Source organism: Natrinema salifodinae (assembly GCF_900110455.1).
GTDB lineage: Archaea > Halobacteriota > Halobacteria > Halobacteriales > Natrialbaceae > Natrinema > Natrinema salifodinae.
On the sequence record NZ_FOIS01000004.1, the window covers coordinates 325,664 to 340,846 of the forward strand.

Genomic DNA, 15,183 nt, shown 5'->3' on the forward strand with positions numbered 1-15,183 from the left:
GTATAGACAGGTTAGACGGCGTCCTCCAGTTCGAGTCGCGGTGCGATACCCAGCGCCTTCATCTCGTCGAGCAGGAGCTTGAACGCGTAGCTCATCTCGATCTCGTGGATATCGGTCTCCTCGTCGCAGTTCGGACAGTAGACACGCCGTTGTTCGACGTTCTCGACCGCGCTCATCCCGCAGTTCGCACAGACGTGGATGAACTCGCGGTCGGACTCGTCCAGCAGTCGTTCCTTCAGCGTCATCGCCGCACCGTGGCCGATGAACACGTCGCGTTCCATCTCCCCGATACGGAGGCCGCCCTCGCGGGCGCGACCCTCCGTCGGCTGGCGGGTCAGCACCTGCACCGGCCCGCGCGAGCGGGCGTGCAGCTTGTTCGAGACCATGTGGTAGAGCTTCTGATAGAAGATCACGCCGACGAAGATCTCCGCCTCGATCTTCTCGCCGGTGACCCCGGAGTACATGGTCTCCTTGCCCGCGGAGTCGAAGCCGACCTCTTCGAGCCCCTCCCGGAGCTCGTCTTTGTCCTCGCCGAGGAACGGTGTCCCGTCGACGCGGCGGCCCTCCATCGAACCGAGCTTGCCGCCGATCATCTCCAAGATGTGCCCGACGGTCATCCGCGAGGGCAGCGCGTGGGGGTTCAGAACGAGGTCGGGGACGACGCCCTCCTCGGTGAAGGGCATGTCCTCCTGGGGTGCGAGGTGGCCGACGACTCCCTTCTGACCGTGGCGGCTAGCGAACTTGTCCCCGAGTTCGGGGATCCGCTCGTCGCGCACGGAGACCTTCGAGAGCTTCGAGCCGTCCTCGCCCTCCATGAGCGTGACGGTGTCGACGATCCCCGACTCGCCCGAGCGCATGGTGACGGAGGTCTCACGCCGCTTCTGGGGCGAGAGACCGCCCATGTCGTCGGGTTCCTCGAGGAACCGCGGCGGCGAGGTCTTGCCCAGCAGGACGGAGTTCTCGTCGACCGCCGTCTCCGGGTTGACCAGGCCGTCCTCGTCGAGGTGGGCGTAGGCCTCTTCGCCGCGGGCTCCGCGGACGTCCTGAGAGGGGATCTCGAAGCGGTCCTCCTGACCGCCGGGGTAGCGCCGTTCCTCGCCCTCGTAGGTGCGGAAGAAGTGCGAGCGGGCGAGCGCGCGCTCGACGCTGGCCTTGTTCAGGACCAGCGCGTCCTCGATGTTGAACCCCTCGTAGCTCATCACGGCGACGACGAAGTTCTGTGCCGCCGGACGCTCGTCGTAGCCGATCTGTTCGGTGGTCTGGGTCTTGACCATCGAGAGCTGCGGGTAGTGCAGTAGGTGCTGGCGCGTGTCCGGCCGGATTCGGTAGTTCGCGGACGGCAGCCCCAGCGACTGCTTGATCATCCCTGCCCCCATCGTAATGCGCGGGCTGGCGTTGTGCTCGGGGTAGGGGATCATCCCCGCACCGATCGAGAAGATCAGCGACGGGTCGATCTCGAGGTGGGTGTGTTTCTCGGTGAGGTCGTCCTCGTCGACGGCCACGAGGATGTCCTCTTCCTCCTCGGCGTCGATGAACTCGATGTAGCCGTGGTCGACCAGGTCCTCGAACTCGAGGTCGCCGTCCTGAAGCGCCTCGATCTCCTGCTCGGAGATGCGCGGCTCTCCGTCTTCGACGACCAGCAGGGGTCGCCGCGCACGGCCGGCGTCGGCGTTGACGATCACTTCGCGAGTGCGGTTTTTCACCGAGACGTTGACCATCTCGGAGATGTCGCCGATGCGTCGCGCTTCGCGGATCTGTTCGGCTAGCTCGTGCGGGTCCGGGTGTGTCCCCACCAGCGACCCGTTGACGTAGACTTTGGCTTCTCGTTCTTGGCTGCTCATAGTAGATTAGTCGTCTGCGGTCGACGTCGATCGTTCGATCCCTTCGAGGCCGGGAATGCCCTCGACCCCCATCGATGCTAGTTCGCGCTTGAGTTCCTGTTCGTCTTCGACGTTCTGGGATAGCTCCATCGACTGCGCGAAGTTCTTCACCAGCCCACAGTTCGGTCCCTCCGGCGTTTCGGAGGGGCCAATGCGACCCCACTGGGTCGCGTGCAGGTCCCGTGCTTCGAAGTGGGGCTGACTCCGCGAGAGCGGACTGCGGAGTCGGCGCAGGTGCGAGAGAACACCCATGAAGTCGGTTCGGTCGACGAGCTGGGAGACGCCGGAACGGCCGCCGACCCAGTTGCCCGTCGCGATTGGGTGCTCGAGGCGCTCGGTGAGCACGTCAGAGCGAACGACCGTGTTCACGGACAGCTGACGGTTGCGCATATTCGCGCGCTCGAGTTGGTACTTCACGTCGCGGGCCAGCTTGTTCAGCGCAGTCCGGAACAGGTCCCTCATCAGGTCGCCCGAGACCTTGAGCCGCTTGTTCGCGTAGTGGTCCTTGTCGTCGGCCTCGCGCCGTCCGAGAGCGAGTTCGAAACAGGCCTCGGCCATCCGACAGAGGTAGTGGGCCTTGTTGATTCGGACGTCCTCCTCCTCGACGCCGTCCTCGTGGAGGTGCGGCAGGAGGTACCGATCGATGACGTAGTTGGCCCGCTTGAGCTGGTAGTTCTTCCCCTGGCCGGAGGCGACGCGTTTACCCAACGCCTCGATTGCCTCCTCCTCGGTCTGGACCTCGGCCGCTTCGAGGTTCTCGAGCATGTACTTGACCACTTCGGGGTCGTTCGAGACCTTGTGGACGATCTCCTCGTCCGACTCGAGCCCGAGCGCACGCACGAGCGTCACGAAGTTGATCGATCCGGAGACCGAGGGGAACGAGACCTCGAGCAGGCCGTCGCGGGTGCGCTCACAGAGGACGAGCGCGCGGTAGCCACGGCGCTGCGAGAAGGTCTTGGCGACCTGGATCTCGTCGCCGTACTTAGTGTCGTACTCGGCGAGAATCTTGTTCGGTGCGAGGTCCTCGCTGGTCATCAGCACCCGCTCGGAGCCGTTGACGATGAAGTAGCCGCCGGGGTCGGCGGGGTCTTCGCCGATCTCAACGAGTTCCTCGTCGGAGAAGCCGGCGATGTTACACTTCTCGGAGCCGACCATGATCGGCATGCGACCGATCTTCGTCTCGGTCGAGTCGACGACCCGCTGGTCGCCTTCCTCGCCCTTGACGATGGACATCTCCATGAAGACCGGCGCGGAGTAGGTGATGTTCCGAAGACGCGCCTCCTGCGGGTAGAGCAGTTCCTCGGAGCCGTCCGCCTCCCGAACGCGCGGCGTCACGACTCGAACGTCGCCCAGTTCGACGTGGACCGGCTCCTCGCCTTCCTTGTCGCCGATGTCCGTGTCGATCGTTTCCTTCTCGTCGACGACTTCCTGCATCCCCCGGTTGAGGAAGGCGTTGAAGGAGCGGTAGTGGTGTTCGGCGATCCGTCCCTTCGAGAAGTATTCGCGCGAGATCTCTCGCCGTTCGTCGCGATTGAGTTCCATTGCCATTTATTCCACCACAAGTCGGTATACGACTGCTTGATCGGTTGTACGCGAGTCTCGGACGATTTTGATGACGTCGCCGATCTCCGCCTCGTCCGGCAGGGCAGGATCGTTACGCTTGATCTTCGGTAAATCTGTACGATCGATGTTGTATTCCTCGAGCACCTCCTCGAGTGTGTCGTCCTCAAGGACGGTATGCTCCGGAACCAGTTCGTGTTGGCTTACGTCTACCATGGGTTGATGTGGGTGTGCGTGTCGGCTATCGGGAGAGAAGCGGCTGTCACGAGATACTACAGGTAGATAGCGGCGGGAACCATTTAACGGTTACTAACTCGACGCACAAGCAGGGCTATCCGGCCTGGCGAACCTGACCGGGGCGGACGATCACACGTGAGAGTAGCCGGTTATCGGTTATATTCCTTGTGGGTCGTGTGATCCGATATCACGATACCGTCTGTGCGCGTCTCCGAGTGACGTTCGTGGCGCGTCCCAACGTACCAGACGATCTCCGATTGAAAAGCCTTAATACCGTCTCCGGGAAACGATGAAATGCGTTGGAAGCCCGGGTGGTGTAGTGGCCCATCATACGACCCTGTCACGGTCGTGACGCGGGTTCAAATCCCGCCTCGGGCGCTTTCTGCTGACGGTAATCCGCGAGCGCAGCGCATACCGGAAACAACACACCGTCGCTAGCGAAAACTCCAACTTCGAACGGTTTCTATACCTCGAATTCATGAGCGACGTGTTCATTCTGGCCGCTGTGAAATACAGAAAATAGCGAGTGATTCGGAACGATCCGCGAAGCGCACGAGTGATGAGTACAGGCGCTCGCAAAGATTCGCGCGAACGAAATCTGATCGAGAAGGGAAACGGAATCGGTGGCCCGACGTCGGATGCGGTGAGCTCGACGGAGTAGTAGCGGCCGATCAGCGCACTACAGTGGAACTGAAATTCCATCGAACGAACCGGCACGATAACACGACTCGATACCGCTGGAGAACACAATCCTTAATACTATCACCGAGAAACGATGAAATGCGTTGGAAGCCCGGGTGGTGTAGTGGCCCATCATACGACCCTGTCACGGTCGTGACGCGGGTTCAAATCCCGCCTCGGGCGCTTTCTCACGATTCAATTCTTCGGGACACGCTTGTCTGTCGGGATGCGATCAATATTCACCAAGGTGAAAGGTAGCGTACCCAGCCGTCGCCCGTCTATTGTCAGGTTGCGTGACACGGTGGAGTTCGACTGCTATAGCCCCGCTCTGCTGGTATTTAATAATCAATGTACCTGCGTTCCGAAACTGCAACGACTCAACGACTGCCGATCATCGCCGTTCGCGCTTTGAATCCAATATAAGATCCATTTATACCGTTGGACACCCGTCAACCGAGACAATACTTATATCCCACAACCGGCTTGCGTGGAATATGCGTCTGACGCCGTCATGGTTTCGCTCGTCGGGTCAGGGGGCCGACGAGCGAGGCGAAAACGGGGAGCCTGACCCTCTCTCTGAGATCACGATCGATTACGAGCCATCGATCAGTAGTTCACGGGGGGACGGAATCACGGTCGGGGAGTTCATTCCCGACTCCGATTCGGAACTCGCCGAAACGATTGCACAGTTGGAGACACCCGTAACCGTCGACGAAATCACCGATCAACTGGTCCGACCGCGACGCCCGCCGCTCGAGACGTGGGCCGAAGTCCACGAACGATTGCACCAACAGCGACTTCCCGCGCTCGACGCCGCGGATCTTGTCGAATTCGACGCGACGCAAGGGGTCGTAACCGCCCCGTCGAAGCGCTCGGCCACGAATCCTGCCAGCGGCGGCTGGCTAACACGGGCCGCGTTCGTGGGCGTTTCGCTCGCTCTGTCGATCGCACTGTTTGCCGAACTAGTGCCGCCGATCACGACCGCAGTGATCGTGACAGCCGCGGTGGCGGCGTTCATCGTCCCGTGATCGCTCTCCCGGCCACGGGGAGCGGTCGGCGGTCCGTCTCGATTCAATCGATATACCGGCCGGCAGTCAGCAGCGTAAACAGCAGCAGAATAACGGCACTCAGGCTGAGCCCGGAGAGAACCGAAATCCCGGGCAGTTCGAGCACCGATCCGAGTAGCAGGAGACCGCCGAGTCCAGTCACAGCGATCGAGTAATCGTCCCACGTAACGCTCCCAGAGGGCTGCTCGGCCGACGCATCCGTGTCCGCGTCCGCAGTCGGCGCGGGCTCGAGATACTGATCGAGTTCGTCGGCCAACGGTTTGCGCTCGACGAGCCCGCGGCTCTGTTGGTAGTCGATGACGCCTGCCTTGTCCAGCTTCGGAAGATGAGACTGATACAGCGGAATGTAGACGCGCTGACGCTGGTCGGACGTGAGCTCCGCGACCGTCGTGTCGTGTTCCCAGGCCGCGACCTGCTCCGCGACATCGCGCATGCGAACGGTCTCTTCGGTGCCGCTGAGATATCTGAGGACCAGGCGACGGCGCTCGTTTTGGAGGAGATGGAAGATTTCGTCGGCTGGGAGAGCGTCCTCGGTCGCGGTGTCGGCGTTCGGATCGACATCGGCATCGTCGTCGATCGCGGTCGCCTCGGTCTCACCACCGCTGAGTTGTGTCGATTTCATTGAACAGTCGGCTCCAGAGCCGAGGTCGTATTAAAGGGTGGAAACCGTCTATCTTGGATCAGCCCATTTCACTCGGATTCATAGGCACGAGAATGATTTCATGATATTTTATAACCGATCGAGAAGGGATATTAGGCCGATATACGCGGGTTTCAGAATATCATATAGGGTGTTATTTTCCGACTCCATCTCTTGATACATATCATAATTTGCCCCGAGTTCACTGAAATTTACAGCTCTATCTGGAATCCAGACGGCCGAGTACTACTTAAGTGACATAATTGCCAGATCAGTTATAGTATTGCGGCGTATCGGCCGTCGAAACGAGGTATTTGGCCCGCGATCAGTACCCCAGTAGAAGAGATCGGAGCGAGACGACCGGTCGACAGGGGGAATGGATCACTCGCGATCCGAGACGGACATCGGCCAGCGACCGACGGCCATGGCTCTACACGGTTCCGAGTTGAGGCGGAAATCGAACAGCTGAGGCAGTGACACGCTGATTCCAGCGGAGGCGTATGTTCCGGGCGTAACCCCAAGGGTCTGCGTCCGAAAACAGTGTTCCTCGCGAATGTGTTTCGGGGTGAATCGCGCGACCGATCCGCTCCCGAATCGGTCGAATCCGAATGATCCGAATTCTTTAGTGATCGTGTCTCACTCGTAACGTTATCGACACCTCTGGTCGTCGTAGTGCGATCAGCGACGGACACCGCTCGAAGGGTAGATCATGACACAGTCGATTATCGTACTCGTCGTCGATAACGAACCGGGCGTTGCGGATCTCGCCGGAGAGATGCTTGAGCGCGAGCGCGACTCGATCGTCGCCGTTTCGGCGACGGATGGCCGAGAAGCGCTATCGGTTCACGAGCGTCGCGACGTCGACTGTATCGTCAGCGATTACGAGATGCCGGAGATGACGGGCTTGGAGCTGTTAGAGCAGGTTCGCGAAGACGATCCCGATCTCCCCTTCATTCTCTTTACGGGACGCGGGTCGGAAGAGATCGCCAGCGAGGCGATCGCGGCGGGCGTGACCCAGTATCTCCAGAAGGGGTCTGGGAAGGAGCAGTACGCGCTCTTGGCGAATCAGATCACGAACGCCGTCACCCAGTATCGAACAGAATCGGAGCTTCGGGAGAGCGAGCGCCGCTACGAGCGAATACTGACGGCGTTACACGAGACGACGCGAGACCTGATGCGCGCCGAGACGAAAGACGAAATCTATCGCGCTGCGACCGAGACGGCGGACGACATCCTCGACGTGACGGTCGCCGCGTCCTACGCGTTCGAGCCAACAGCCGGGGTCCTCGAACACGCGGCCTCGGTACAGCGAGCGCCCGATCGTGCCGATCCGAGGCTGACGTTCGAGCGGGGCGACGGCCTGGTCTGGGGTGTGTTTTCGGAGGGAGACAGCGCCTACTACGAGGACGTGACGTGTGGGAATGGACTCGACGCTGCGGAGACGCTGAGCCGAAGCGAACTGATCGTCCCGTTGGGGACCCACGGCGTGTTACTCACGGGAACCGAAGCCGTCGACGGGTTCGACGAGACGATGATCGAGCTGGTGCATATCTTGGCGGCCAACACCGAGGCCGCTCTGGATCGGGCCGAACGCGAACAGTTACTCCGCGATCACGATCGGACGCTCACTCGGAAAAACGAGGAGCTGACGCGACTCAACCACACGAACGAGATCGTCCGCGAGATCAACCACGGCATCGCACAGGCGTCGACGCGGGCGGAAATAGAGGAGACGGTGTGTGACCGCCTGGCCGAGACGGATCGATACCGGTTCGCCTGGATCGCCGCGAGCGACGACGAGCCGCCGGCACCGACCGCGTGGGCCGGCATCGACGCGGCTTACATCGACGGGATCCGCGATGACGGCGATTGCGCGCCGGAAATCGGACTGGTCCGCGACACGCTCGAATCGGCCGAGATACGGTTGGTTCGAAACGTCCTGGAAGACGCTCGATGGACCACACGGCGGAAGGAGGCGTTGACCTACGGCTTCCAGACGGTACTCGGTGTTCCGCTGGTCGCCGACGACCGGCGGTACGGCGTGCTGGTCGTCCACATCACGGGGACCGACTCGGTCGGCGAGCGCGAACGCGACGTGGTGGCCGAACTGGGGGAGACGATCGGCCACGCGATCCGATCCGTCGAGCGGACGCGGGCGATGGTGACCGACAGCCGGCTCGAACTCGAGCTCGCCGTCGAGGACTCGCGGCTGTTGTTCAACCGGCTCTCGGGTCGGATTCCGGATGCAGCACCGATAACGCTCGAGGGCGTCGTCGACCGCGGTGAGGCGGGTATCGTCCTGTTCGTCAGGGCACCGGAGACGGCGGCGCTCACGTCGCTGGCGACGGAGTGGGCGTCGATCGAGTCGCTCTCGGTCATCTCCGAGGGCGAGGAGGAGGCGCTCTTCGAACTGACGGTGACGGCAACCTCGTTTCTCGACGTCCTTCGGACCTACGACGTTCAAGTCCGGATGGCTACGGCAGAGAACGGGACGTCGACGGTCGTCCTCGAGGTCCCCCAAGGGGTCGAAACCCGATCATTGATCGACGCGATCAGGGAGGAGTACCCCGAGACTGACCTGGTCGCCAAGCGGGAGACGACACACACCCGCACGGCCAGACAGCTCGATACCTACCTCGCGGAGCGACTCACCGACAAGCAGTTCGAGGCCATGCAGGCGGCTCACTATAGCGGATTCTTCGAGTGGCCCCGAGAGAGTACCGGGGAGGACCTCGCGGACGCGCTCGACGTGTCGCCGCCGACGTATCACTACCACTTGCGGGCGGCCGAACGGAAGCTCGTCGGCCTGGCCTTCGAGGGCGGATCGAAGGAGTAGCGTGTTCCGTTCGAACGGTCTACGCAGGTAGCGAACGCCTCCATCGCTTTCCCACAACGTTCGGACACAGCGACGGCTCTTCCTCTGGGTCGCGATCGATTCGACACGGAGCGTCTCGGAACGCTCTCGGTCGGACCGCGACGTCCTCGCCGGTTGCGGCGCGCTCGAAGCCAGTCGTCGACGGGGACGGGCGGCGTTCTCTCGGGCAGACGCAGCGGGGGTTCACATCGCGGCGGCCCAATCCGACACTAATTACTTAGAGACAGATCACTGAAACGGGCAAATGATTAGAGAGTATATTTAACCCCCATCGAGTCGTATCCGTAACCGGCGATCAAAGACAGACTGTCGCCACCCCCAATCCCCACCCCATCTCTTTCAGTTGCTATCAGTTCACCAGTGACGACTATCGGAACGGCATACCGGATACCGGTGCGGAAATAAGAGCCGAGAGCCGCCGAGTTCGGCTACCCGGAACGTGCTATCGCGATCGGCGCCGTCGGGATCGAGGCTGCGATTGCCGGTCGATGGCTTCGTCCCACTCGATCCAGTCCTGTTCCCATCCGCGGCGAGACTCGGCGCGTCGCTGAGCGCGTTCGCGATCCTCGCGCGTCATCCGGTTGCGTTCGACGGCCCCCGACTGTTCGCCCTCGACCAGCAGCGGATCGAACGCGACCGGATCGAACCGGTCGATCTCGCCGTCGGGCGAGACGGCCGCGAGCCGCTGGCGCTGCGTGCCACGCGGGAAGACCAGGCGACCGTCCGCGGCCAGCTGGTCGAGCAGCGCGCGCGGCGGTTCGACGGCGGCGGCCTCGAGCAGAATGCGATCGAAGGGCGCGTACTCGGGGAGGCCGTTCTCGCCGTCGCGGCGGTCGACGAGGACGCCCTCGTAGCCCGCCTCGGCGAGGTTTCGACGCGCTTCGATGACCAGCGGGCGGGAGATGTCGACGGCGTGGACGCTGGTTTCGCCGACGATTTCAGCCGCGACGGCGGCCGTGTAGCCGATGCCGGCGCCGACGATCAGCACGGCGTCGTCGTCCTCGAGCGCGAGCGCCTGGAACAGCCGCGCGACCGTACTCGGCGCGAGGACGCGGGTACCGAGGGCCTCGTGTTCACGGTCCGCGTAGGCCGACCGCTCGTCGTCGAGGAATTCGTGGCGAGGGACGTCGCGCATCGCGACGGAGACGGCCTCGTCCGCGAGCACCTCCTTGGGTGCGGATTCGAGGCCGTCGACCATGTCCTCTCGCAGCACCGCGGGATCCATACGCCAGCTATCGCACCGGTGGTTATGAATGGCGCGCTTGCGCGGAGTCGTCGTCTCCGCTCCCGCGGCCGTTTTTATGCACGGTCTCGATCGCGCTCGTCGATCACCCGCGCATCCGAACGAACCGGACGCCGCCGTGCGTGCGCCGTTCGAGCGAGCCGTCCGCCCGTTTCGTGGCCTCGACGAGCGTCTGGTGACCGGCTCCGATCGGTGCGAGCAACTGCCCGCCGGTCCGGACCTGACCGACGACCGAATCGGGGAACTCGGCCGCGGCGCAGGTGAAGTAGGCGGCGTCGTAGGGCGCACGGTCGGGCCAGCCCTCGCGGCCGTCGCCGACGCGAACCGCAATCTCGTCGTAGCCGATTTCCGCGAGCTGATCGCGCGCCTGGCCGGCGAGCCTCCCGCTGTACTCGACGGTGGAGACGTTTTCGTCGCCGACTAACTCGGCCGTGACGGCCGCGTGATAGCCGCAGCCGGTGCCGATCTCGAGGACCTCGTCGCCGGAATCCGGCTCGAGCAGATCGGCCATGATCGCGACCATGTGCGGGGCGCTGATCGTCTGGCCGTCTCCGATCGGGAGCGGCCGATCGGCGTAGGCGCTGTCCCGGCGGTCCGGCGGGACGAACTCGTGGCGCGGCACCGACTCGAGCGCCTCGAGCACGCGCTCGTCGTCCACGCGCGGCGCGACGGTCTCGACCATCCGTCGCCTGGCGGCCTCGTAGTCGGAATCGTGATCGTCGGAGCGATTGATATCGAACATGGCGTCGCGACTACTACGTGCTGGAGAACAGTAGTGCGTCGGGTAGCGAGTACCGGGCCCGACGGTGATCGTGTCGAGACGGGGGTCGGGAGCCGGGAGCCGGTATCGTTACCAGGCCGACCAGGCGCTGGTCGTCTCGTCGTAGGCGTAGACGCGCTTGAGGTCCTTCGCGAAGGCGGTGTCGCCCTCCATTTCGAAGCGGTCTCGCCGGTAGCCGTCGGCGTCGTCGCGGACGACGAAGGCGTCGATCTCGAACTCGTCGTCGCCGAACTCCTCGACCGCGCCGACCTCGAACTCGTAGTCGCCGGGGACGTGGACGGTGATGCTCCGGCTGTCGTCTCGGGAGCCGTCCTGGGGGTGGACGGTGACGTTGACCGCGACGTTGTCGACCTCGCGACTCCAGACGGTCTCGATCTCGTCCGCCGGCGCCTCCTCGACGCGCTGCTGTCCGTCGAGTTCGACGCTGGTCACGCGGACCGTCGAGAGGACCTCCTCGGTCTCCAAGATGAACTCGTCGCCGACCTCGACGGTCTCGTCCTCGGGCGCGGTGACGTTCGCCGTGAAGGACTCGCCGCCCTGGGAGACGACGACGTCGATGGTGACCTCGCGTTCGGTCTCGGGCTGTACTTTGTGGACGTGGCCGCAGTCGCTGCATCGAATGGTGTAGGTACCGCCGCCTTCCGTGACCGTGAGAACCTCGTGGACCGTCTCGAGGTCCGGCGAGCACGAAGGACAGGGCGTCGGAACCCGATCCGGTGTTTCGCTCATACCCCGTCGTAGACGCCACGCACCTAAAAGACGATTGGACCGGCCCTCGATCTCGGCCTAGTTTCCCTGGATCGCGTCGATCACCATCGCCGCGGCCACGACGGGCTCTTTCGGGACGGAACTGGCGTCGTCGATGGTGATCTCGTAGCGGTCCCGCAGCGAGAACTGCCCGTCGATGGAACCGACGTGTGCGCCGTTCGGGTCCGTGATCTCGTACTTGTGCGGGATCCAGCCGCCGAACGGAACGACGTTCCGTGCCACCGTCACCAGCGCGCCCCAGGAGTTGATCTCGGCCAGTTTCGCTTCGGTGTCGGCGTCGCGGATCTTCCAGGTGTCCTGAAGGATCGAGTAATCGTTGTCCAGAATCACGAGGTCCTCACCGGTCCGGGCGTCGGACAGCACGTAGTTCCCTGCGACGTCGATGATCCCGCCGGCTGTCACCGTGAACACCTCGTCGCCCTCGGCGTCGGTGAAGGGGAACTCCTCTCTCATCTTGAACAGTTTCTGTTTCCCCCGGAGGACGACGTCCCCGTCGGCATCGAGTGCCCGGTACTTGTTCCGAATCAGGCCCTGTTCGACCGTATACCGGTCGTCCGTGAGTTCGATCCCGTCGATATCGTACGAACGAGTGTCGCTCATCGGTACCGGCCACTCGCTACCGGTACTTGAAACCGATAGGTTCTAACAGGTACGTCGGAGAACCAACCGTCTTCCGTCCCGTACTTTTCTATCGACTGTCGACCGGAGACCCGGAGCGAACCTGCACGAACGGTCTCTCGAGTCAGGCGTCGTCCGCCGTCGGGAGCGCAATCTGCTCGCCGTCGGCGTAGACGGTCGGTTCGCGGATGATCCCGTCGAGGTGGATCGGCGCCTCCGTGTCGCCGCCGATCCCCGCGTCGTCGCCGATCGCGATGTGGACGGTGCCGGCGGCCTTCTCGTCCAACAGGACCGAGCCGACCAGGTCGGTGACGGCGACGTTCGTCCCAATGCCCAGTTCCGCCAGGTTGTAGGCCGCGTCGCCGACCTCCTCGGCCGCATCCTCGACCTCCGCGCGGATCTCGTCGTCCGAGATCTCGGTGACCAGGCCGTCCTCGACCTCGAAGGAGAGGGTCTCGCCGTCCGCGAGCAGCCCATGGGGCATCATCGTCCCGTCGACGACGAAGGTGCCGTCGGCGGTCGCGGGGCTGACGAACACCTCGCCGGCCGGGAGGTTCGACATCGTCCCCGACTCGTGGACGATCCCGGTGTCGGAGAGCCACTCCCGGTCGCCGACGCCGAACGTGATGTCGGTCCCGGCGTCGGTCGTGACGCGGACCTCGTCGGCCCCGGCGACCCGGTCGCGGACGTCGTCGCAGTGGGCCGCGATCGACTCGTAGTCGGCGTCCAGCCCCGTCGTGAAGACGTCCTCGGTGATCCCCGGGAGCGTCGCGACCCGCGCGCCGGCCTCGTTGGCCTCGGTCCGAGCGCGGGTGTGGCTCAGGCTCTTCGTCGTCGGCGCGAGCACGACGTCGGCCCCGGCCATCGCGGCCGCGACGGGCGCCGGCGGCTCCCCGCCGTGGGTCTCGCCAGGCGGGTACCGGACGATCGCGGCGTCGTCGGTGATCTCGCTCGCGACCTCGTAGAGCGCCTCCCCGATGGGTTCGCGTTCGTCGTCGGTGACGATCGCACACGATTCCCCGGCCTCGAGAGCCAGACACTGGCGGACGGCCGTCTCCGCTGCGGTCCGAAGTTCGTCCATGGATGACCGTGCGGCCAGCGAGCCGATATGTCTTGCCCTCGGCCGCTCTCCAGGCCTCCGTTCCGGTATCGCGAGCGCGCGATCGAGTGGTCGAAAACGTCACCACCGTCACAGGAGATCGCCGAAATCGGCAACGAGAGCGATCGAGAACTCCGATTCGAGTAAAAATCGACTGATAGTCCTCGAAACGATTATCCCGCTCGGTGGTCCACTCCCGGGCACATGCAACAGGTCGCCATCAACGGCTACGGCACGATCGGCAAGCGCGTCGCGGACGCCGTCCGGCAACAGCCCGACATGGAAGTGCTGGGCGTCGCGAAGACGCGCCCGAATTTCGAGGCCGAGACCGCGATCGACAAGGGATTCCCGCTCTACGCGGCCGTCGAGGACCGGGCCGATCAGTTCGACGAGGCGGGCCTCGACATCGCGGGTCCCGTCGAGGACCTGGTGGCCGAAGCCGACGTCGTCGTCGACGCCACGCCCTCAGGGATCGGCGCCCAGAACAAGGCGCTCTACGAGGAGTACGACACGCCGGCGCTCTACCAGGGCGGCGAAGACGCCGCGGTCGCCGACGTGAGCTTCAACGCGCGCGCGAACTTCGAGAACGCCGTCGACGCCGACCACGTCCGCGTCGTCTCCTGTAACACGACGGGCCTCTCCCGGGTCATCGCGCCGCTCCGGGAGGCCTACGGCGTCGAGAAGGTCCGCGCGACGCTGGTCCGCCGCGGCGGCGACCCCAGCCAGACCTCGCGGGGCCCGATCAACGACATCCTCCCGAACCCGGTCACCATCCCCTCTCACCACGGGCCCGACGTCGAGACCATCTTCGATGATCTCGACATCGACACGCTCGGGATGAAGGTGCCGGCGACGCTGATGCACATGCACAGCCTGAACGTCACCTTGGAGGAGGAAGTCGACGCGGCCGAGGTCCGCGAGCTGTTCGCCGACGAGTCGCGCCTATTCCTGATCCCCGAGCGGATGAACATCGACGGCAGCGGCAAGCTCAAGGAGTACGCCCACGACGCGGGCCGCCCGCGGGGCGACCTCTGGGAGAACTGCATCTGGGAGGAATCCATCTCGACCGTCGGCGACGACCTCTACCTCTTCCAGGGGATCCACCAGGAATCGGACGTTGTGCCGGAGAACGTCGACGCGATCCGCGCCGTGACCGGTGCCGCCGACGCCGAAGAGAGCATCCGGACGACCGACGAGACGCTCGGAATCGGACTCTGAGGCCGCGATTCGACCCGATCTTCTGATCCCAGCGCCGAACCGCGATCCTATAGCGACGACAGAAAGTTTTTGCCACGCGATGGCCTACTGTCTTCCATGCGCCGAGACGACCGCGACGAACCCTTCGACGACCTGTTTCGCGAGATCGAGCGGATGATGAACGAGATGATGAGCGGTGCGGACGCCAACGTCAACTTCGACTCCGCCGGCGGCGTCGACAACGGGTTCGGCATGGACACCCACGTCGACATCCACGAGACCGACAACGAGATCCGCGTCGTCGCGGACCTCCCCGGCGTCGAGAAGGACAACATCGAACTCGAGTGTGACGGCAAGACGCTGACCATCTCCGCCGAGAGCGACCACCGCCAGTACGACGAGCGCGTCTCGCTGCCGACCCGCGTCAACGAACACACCGCGTCCGCGACCTACAACAACGGCGTCCTCGAGGTCGTCTTCGAGCCCGCCGAACAGTCATCGGGCATCAGCCTCGAGTAACCGGGCAGTCGCGGTCGT

The 15,183-nt window shown here is 63.8% G+C and carries 13 protein-coding genes and 2 tRNA genes; 6 read left to right on the top strand and 9 right to left on the bottom strand.

Annotation, left to right across the window (positions count from 1 at the left end; all coding sequences use genetic code 11):
- Nucleotides 1-11 precede the first annotated feature (11 nt).
- From rpoB to BMY29_RS15950, 3 genes are read right to left on the bottom strand one after another with little or no spacing between them, the layout of a single operon-like run.
- Nucleotides 12-1,841, bottom strand: coding sequence for a DNA-directed RNA polymerase subunit B (gene rpoB / locus BMY29_RS15940; RefSeq protein ID WP_049991245.1), 1,830 nt, complete (start codon nt 1,839-1,841; stop codon nt 12-14).
- A 6-nt stretch (nt 1,842-1,847) separates the two neighbouring features.
- Entirely contained in the window at nt 1,848-3,428 is a 1,581-nt protein-coding gene (locus BMY29_RS15945; protein WP_049991246.1) for a DNA-directed RNA polymerase subunit B'', read from the bottom strand.
- Nucleotides 3,429-3,656 (bottom strand): DNA-directed RNA polymerase subunit H, encoded by a 228-nt coding sequence (locus tag BMY29_RS15950; RefSeq protein WP_049991247.1) that lies wholly within the window; start codon nt 3,654-3,656, stop codon nt 3,429-3,431.
- A gap of 326 nt (nt 3,657-3,982) precedes the next feature.
- Here BMY29_RS15950 and BMY29_RS15955 point away from each other — a divergent pair.
- The 3 genes from BMY29_RS15955 to BMY29_RS15965 all read left to right on the top strand — a co-directional run bounded on the left by BMY29_RS15955 (nt 3,983) and on the right by BMY29_RS15965 (nt 5,386).
- Nucleotides 3,983-4,055, top strand: a tRNA-Asp gene (locus tag BMY29_RS15955).
- A gap of 413 nt (nt 4,056-4,468) precedes the next feature.
- Nucleotides 4,469-4,541 (top strand) — tRNA-Asp (locus BMY29_RS15960).
- A 311-nt stretch (nt 4,542-4,852) separates the two neighbouring features.
- Nucleotides 4,853-5,386, top strand: a complete 534-nt coding sequence (locus BMY29_RS15965; protein ID WP_074854818.1) for a DUF7344 domain-containing protein — start codon at nt 4,853-4,855, stop codon at nt 5,384-5,386.
- 43 nt (nt 5,387-5,429) lie between these two features.
- Here BMY29_RS15965 and BMY29_RS15970 read toward each other — a convergent pair whose 3' ends face one another.
- Nucleotides 5,430-6,047: a DUF7344 domain-containing protein gene (locus BMY29_RS15970; RefSeq protein WP_049992189.1), complete on the bottom strand. Its 618-nt coding sequence runs from the start codon at nt 6,045-6,047 to the stop codon at nt 5,430-5,432.
- 727 nt (nt 6,048-6,774) lie between these two features.
- Between BMY29_RS15970 and BMY29_RS15975 the strand changes: the two genes are divergently transcribed.
- On the top strand, nt 6,775-8,901 hold the full coding sequence (locus BMY29_RS15975) for a bacterio-opsin activator domain-containing protein (RefSeq protein WP_049992188.1): 2,127 nt from the start codon (nt 6,775-6,777) through the stop codon (nt 8,899-8,901).
- 481 nt (nt 8,902-9,382) lie between these two features.
- Here the strand turns inward: BMY29_RS15975 and BMY29_RS15980 are convergent, their stop codons facing one another.
- The 5 genes from BMY29_RS15980 to BMY29_RS16000 all read right to left on the bottom strand — a co-directional run bounded on the left by BMY29_RS15980 (nt 9,383) and on the right by BMY29_RS16000 (nt 13,431).
- Nucleotides 9,383-10,165 carry a protein-L-isoaspartate O-methyltransferase family protein gene (locus BMY29_RS15980; RefSeq protein ID WP_049992187.1) on the bottom strand — a complete coding sequence of 261 codons (783 nt, stop codon included), beginning with the start codon at nt 10,163-10,165 and terminating at the stop codon, nt 9,383-9,385.
- Nucleotides 10,166-10,268: 103 nt separating this feature from the next.
- Nucleotides 10,269-10,925 carry a protein-L-isoaspartate(D-aspartate) O-methyltransferase gene (locus tag BMY29_RS15985; RefSeq protein WP_049992186.1) on the bottom strand — a complete coding sequence of 219 codons (657 nt, stop codon included), beginning with the start codon at nt 10,923-10,925 and terminating at the stop codon, nt 10,269-10,271.
- 108 nt (nt 10,926-11,033) lie between these two features.
- Nucleotides 11,034-11,693, bottom strand: a complete 660-nt coding sequence (locus BMY29_RS15990) for an HVO_0476 family zinc finger protein (protein ID WP_049992185.1) — start codon at nt 11,691-11,693, stop codon at nt 11,034-11,036.
- 57 nt (nt 11,694-11,750) lie between these two features.
- Nucleotides 11,751-12,332 carry an LURP-one-related/scramblase family protein gene (locus BMY29_RS15995; protein WP_049992184.1) on the bottom strand — a complete coding sequence of 194 codons (582 nt, stop codon included), beginning with the start codon at nt 12,330-12,332 and terminating at the stop codon, nt 11,751-11,753.
- A 142-nt stretch (nt 12,333-12,474) separates the two neighbouring features.
- Nucleotides 12,475-13,431, bottom strand: coding sequence for an aminopeptidase (locus BMY29_RS16000; protein ID WP_049992183.1), 957 nt, complete (start codon nt 13,429-13,431; stop codon nt 12,475-12,477).
- A 222-nt stretch (nt 13,432-13,653) separates the two neighbouring features.
- Here BMY29_RS16000 and BMY29_RS16005 point away from each other — a divergent pair, with 222 nt between their 5' ends.
- Nucleotides 13,654-14,667 (top strand): type II glyceraldehyde-3-phosphate dehydrogenase, encoded by a 1,014-nt coding sequence (locus tag BMY29_RS16005; protein ID WP_049992182.1) that lies wholly within the window; start codon nt 13,654-13,656, stop codon nt 14,665-14,667.
- A 96-nt stretch (nt 14,668-14,763) separates the two neighbouring features.
- Nucleotides 14,764-15,165: an Hsp20/alpha crystallin family protein gene (locus BMY29_RS16010; RefSeq protein WP_049992181.1), complete on the top strand. Its 402-nt coding sequence runs from the start codon at nt 14,764-14,766 to the stop codon at nt 15,163-15,165.
- Nucleotides 15,166-15,183: the final 18 nt, after the last annotated feature.

Coding starts and splice junctions, on each gene's coding strand:
- BMY29_RS15950 (WP_049991247.1), bottom strand. CDS start 3,656: ATGGTAGACGTAAGCCAACACGAACTGGTTCCGGAGCATACCGTCCTT.
- BMY29_RS15945 (WP_049991246.1), bottom strand. CDS start 3,428: ATGGCAATGGAACTCAATCGCGACGAACGGCGAGAGATCTCGCGCGAA.
- BMY29_RS15980 (WP_049992187.1), bottom strand. CDS start 10,165: ATGGATCCCGCGGTGCTGCGAGAGGACATGGTCGACGGCCTCGAATCC.
- BMY29_RS15995 (WP_049992184.1), bottom strand. CDS start 12,332: ATGAGCGACACTCGTTCGTACGATATCGACGGGATCGAACTCACGGAC.
- BMY29_RS15975 (WP_049992188.1), top strand. CDS start 6,775: ATGACACAGTCGATTATCGTACTCGTCGTCGATAACGAACCGGGCGTT.
- BMY29_RS15985 (WP_049992186.1), bottom strand. CDS start 10,925: ATGTTCGATATCAATCGCTCCGACGATCACGATTCCGACTACGAGGCC.
- BMY29_RS16000 (WP_049992183.1), bottom strand. CDS start 13,431: ATGGACGAACTTCGGACCGCAGCGGAGACGGCCGTCCGCCAGTGTCTG.
- BMY29_RS16010 (WP_049992181.1), top strand. CDS start 14,764: ATGCGCCGAGACGACCGCGACGAACCCTTCGACGACCTGTTTCGCGAG.
- BMY29_RS15970 (WP_049992189.1), bottom strand. CDS start 6,047: ATGAAATCGACACAACTCAGCGGTGGTGAGACCGAGGCGACCGCGATC.
- BMY29_RS16005 (WP_049992182.1), top strand. CDS start 13,654: ATGCAACAGGTCGCCATCAACGGCTACGGCACGATCGGCAAGCGCGTC.
- rpoB (WP_049991245.1), bottom strand. CDS start 1,841: ATGAGCAGCCAAGAACGAGAAGCCAAAGTCTACGTCAACGGGTCGCTG.
- BMY29_RS15965 (WP_074854818.1), top strand. CDS start 4,853: ATGCGTCTGACGCCGTCATGGTTTCGCTCGTCGGGTCAGGGGGCCGAC.
- BMY29_RS15990 (WP_049992185.1), bottom strand. CDS start 11,693: ATGAGCGAAACACCGGATCGGGTTCCGACGCCCTGTCCTTCGTGCTCG.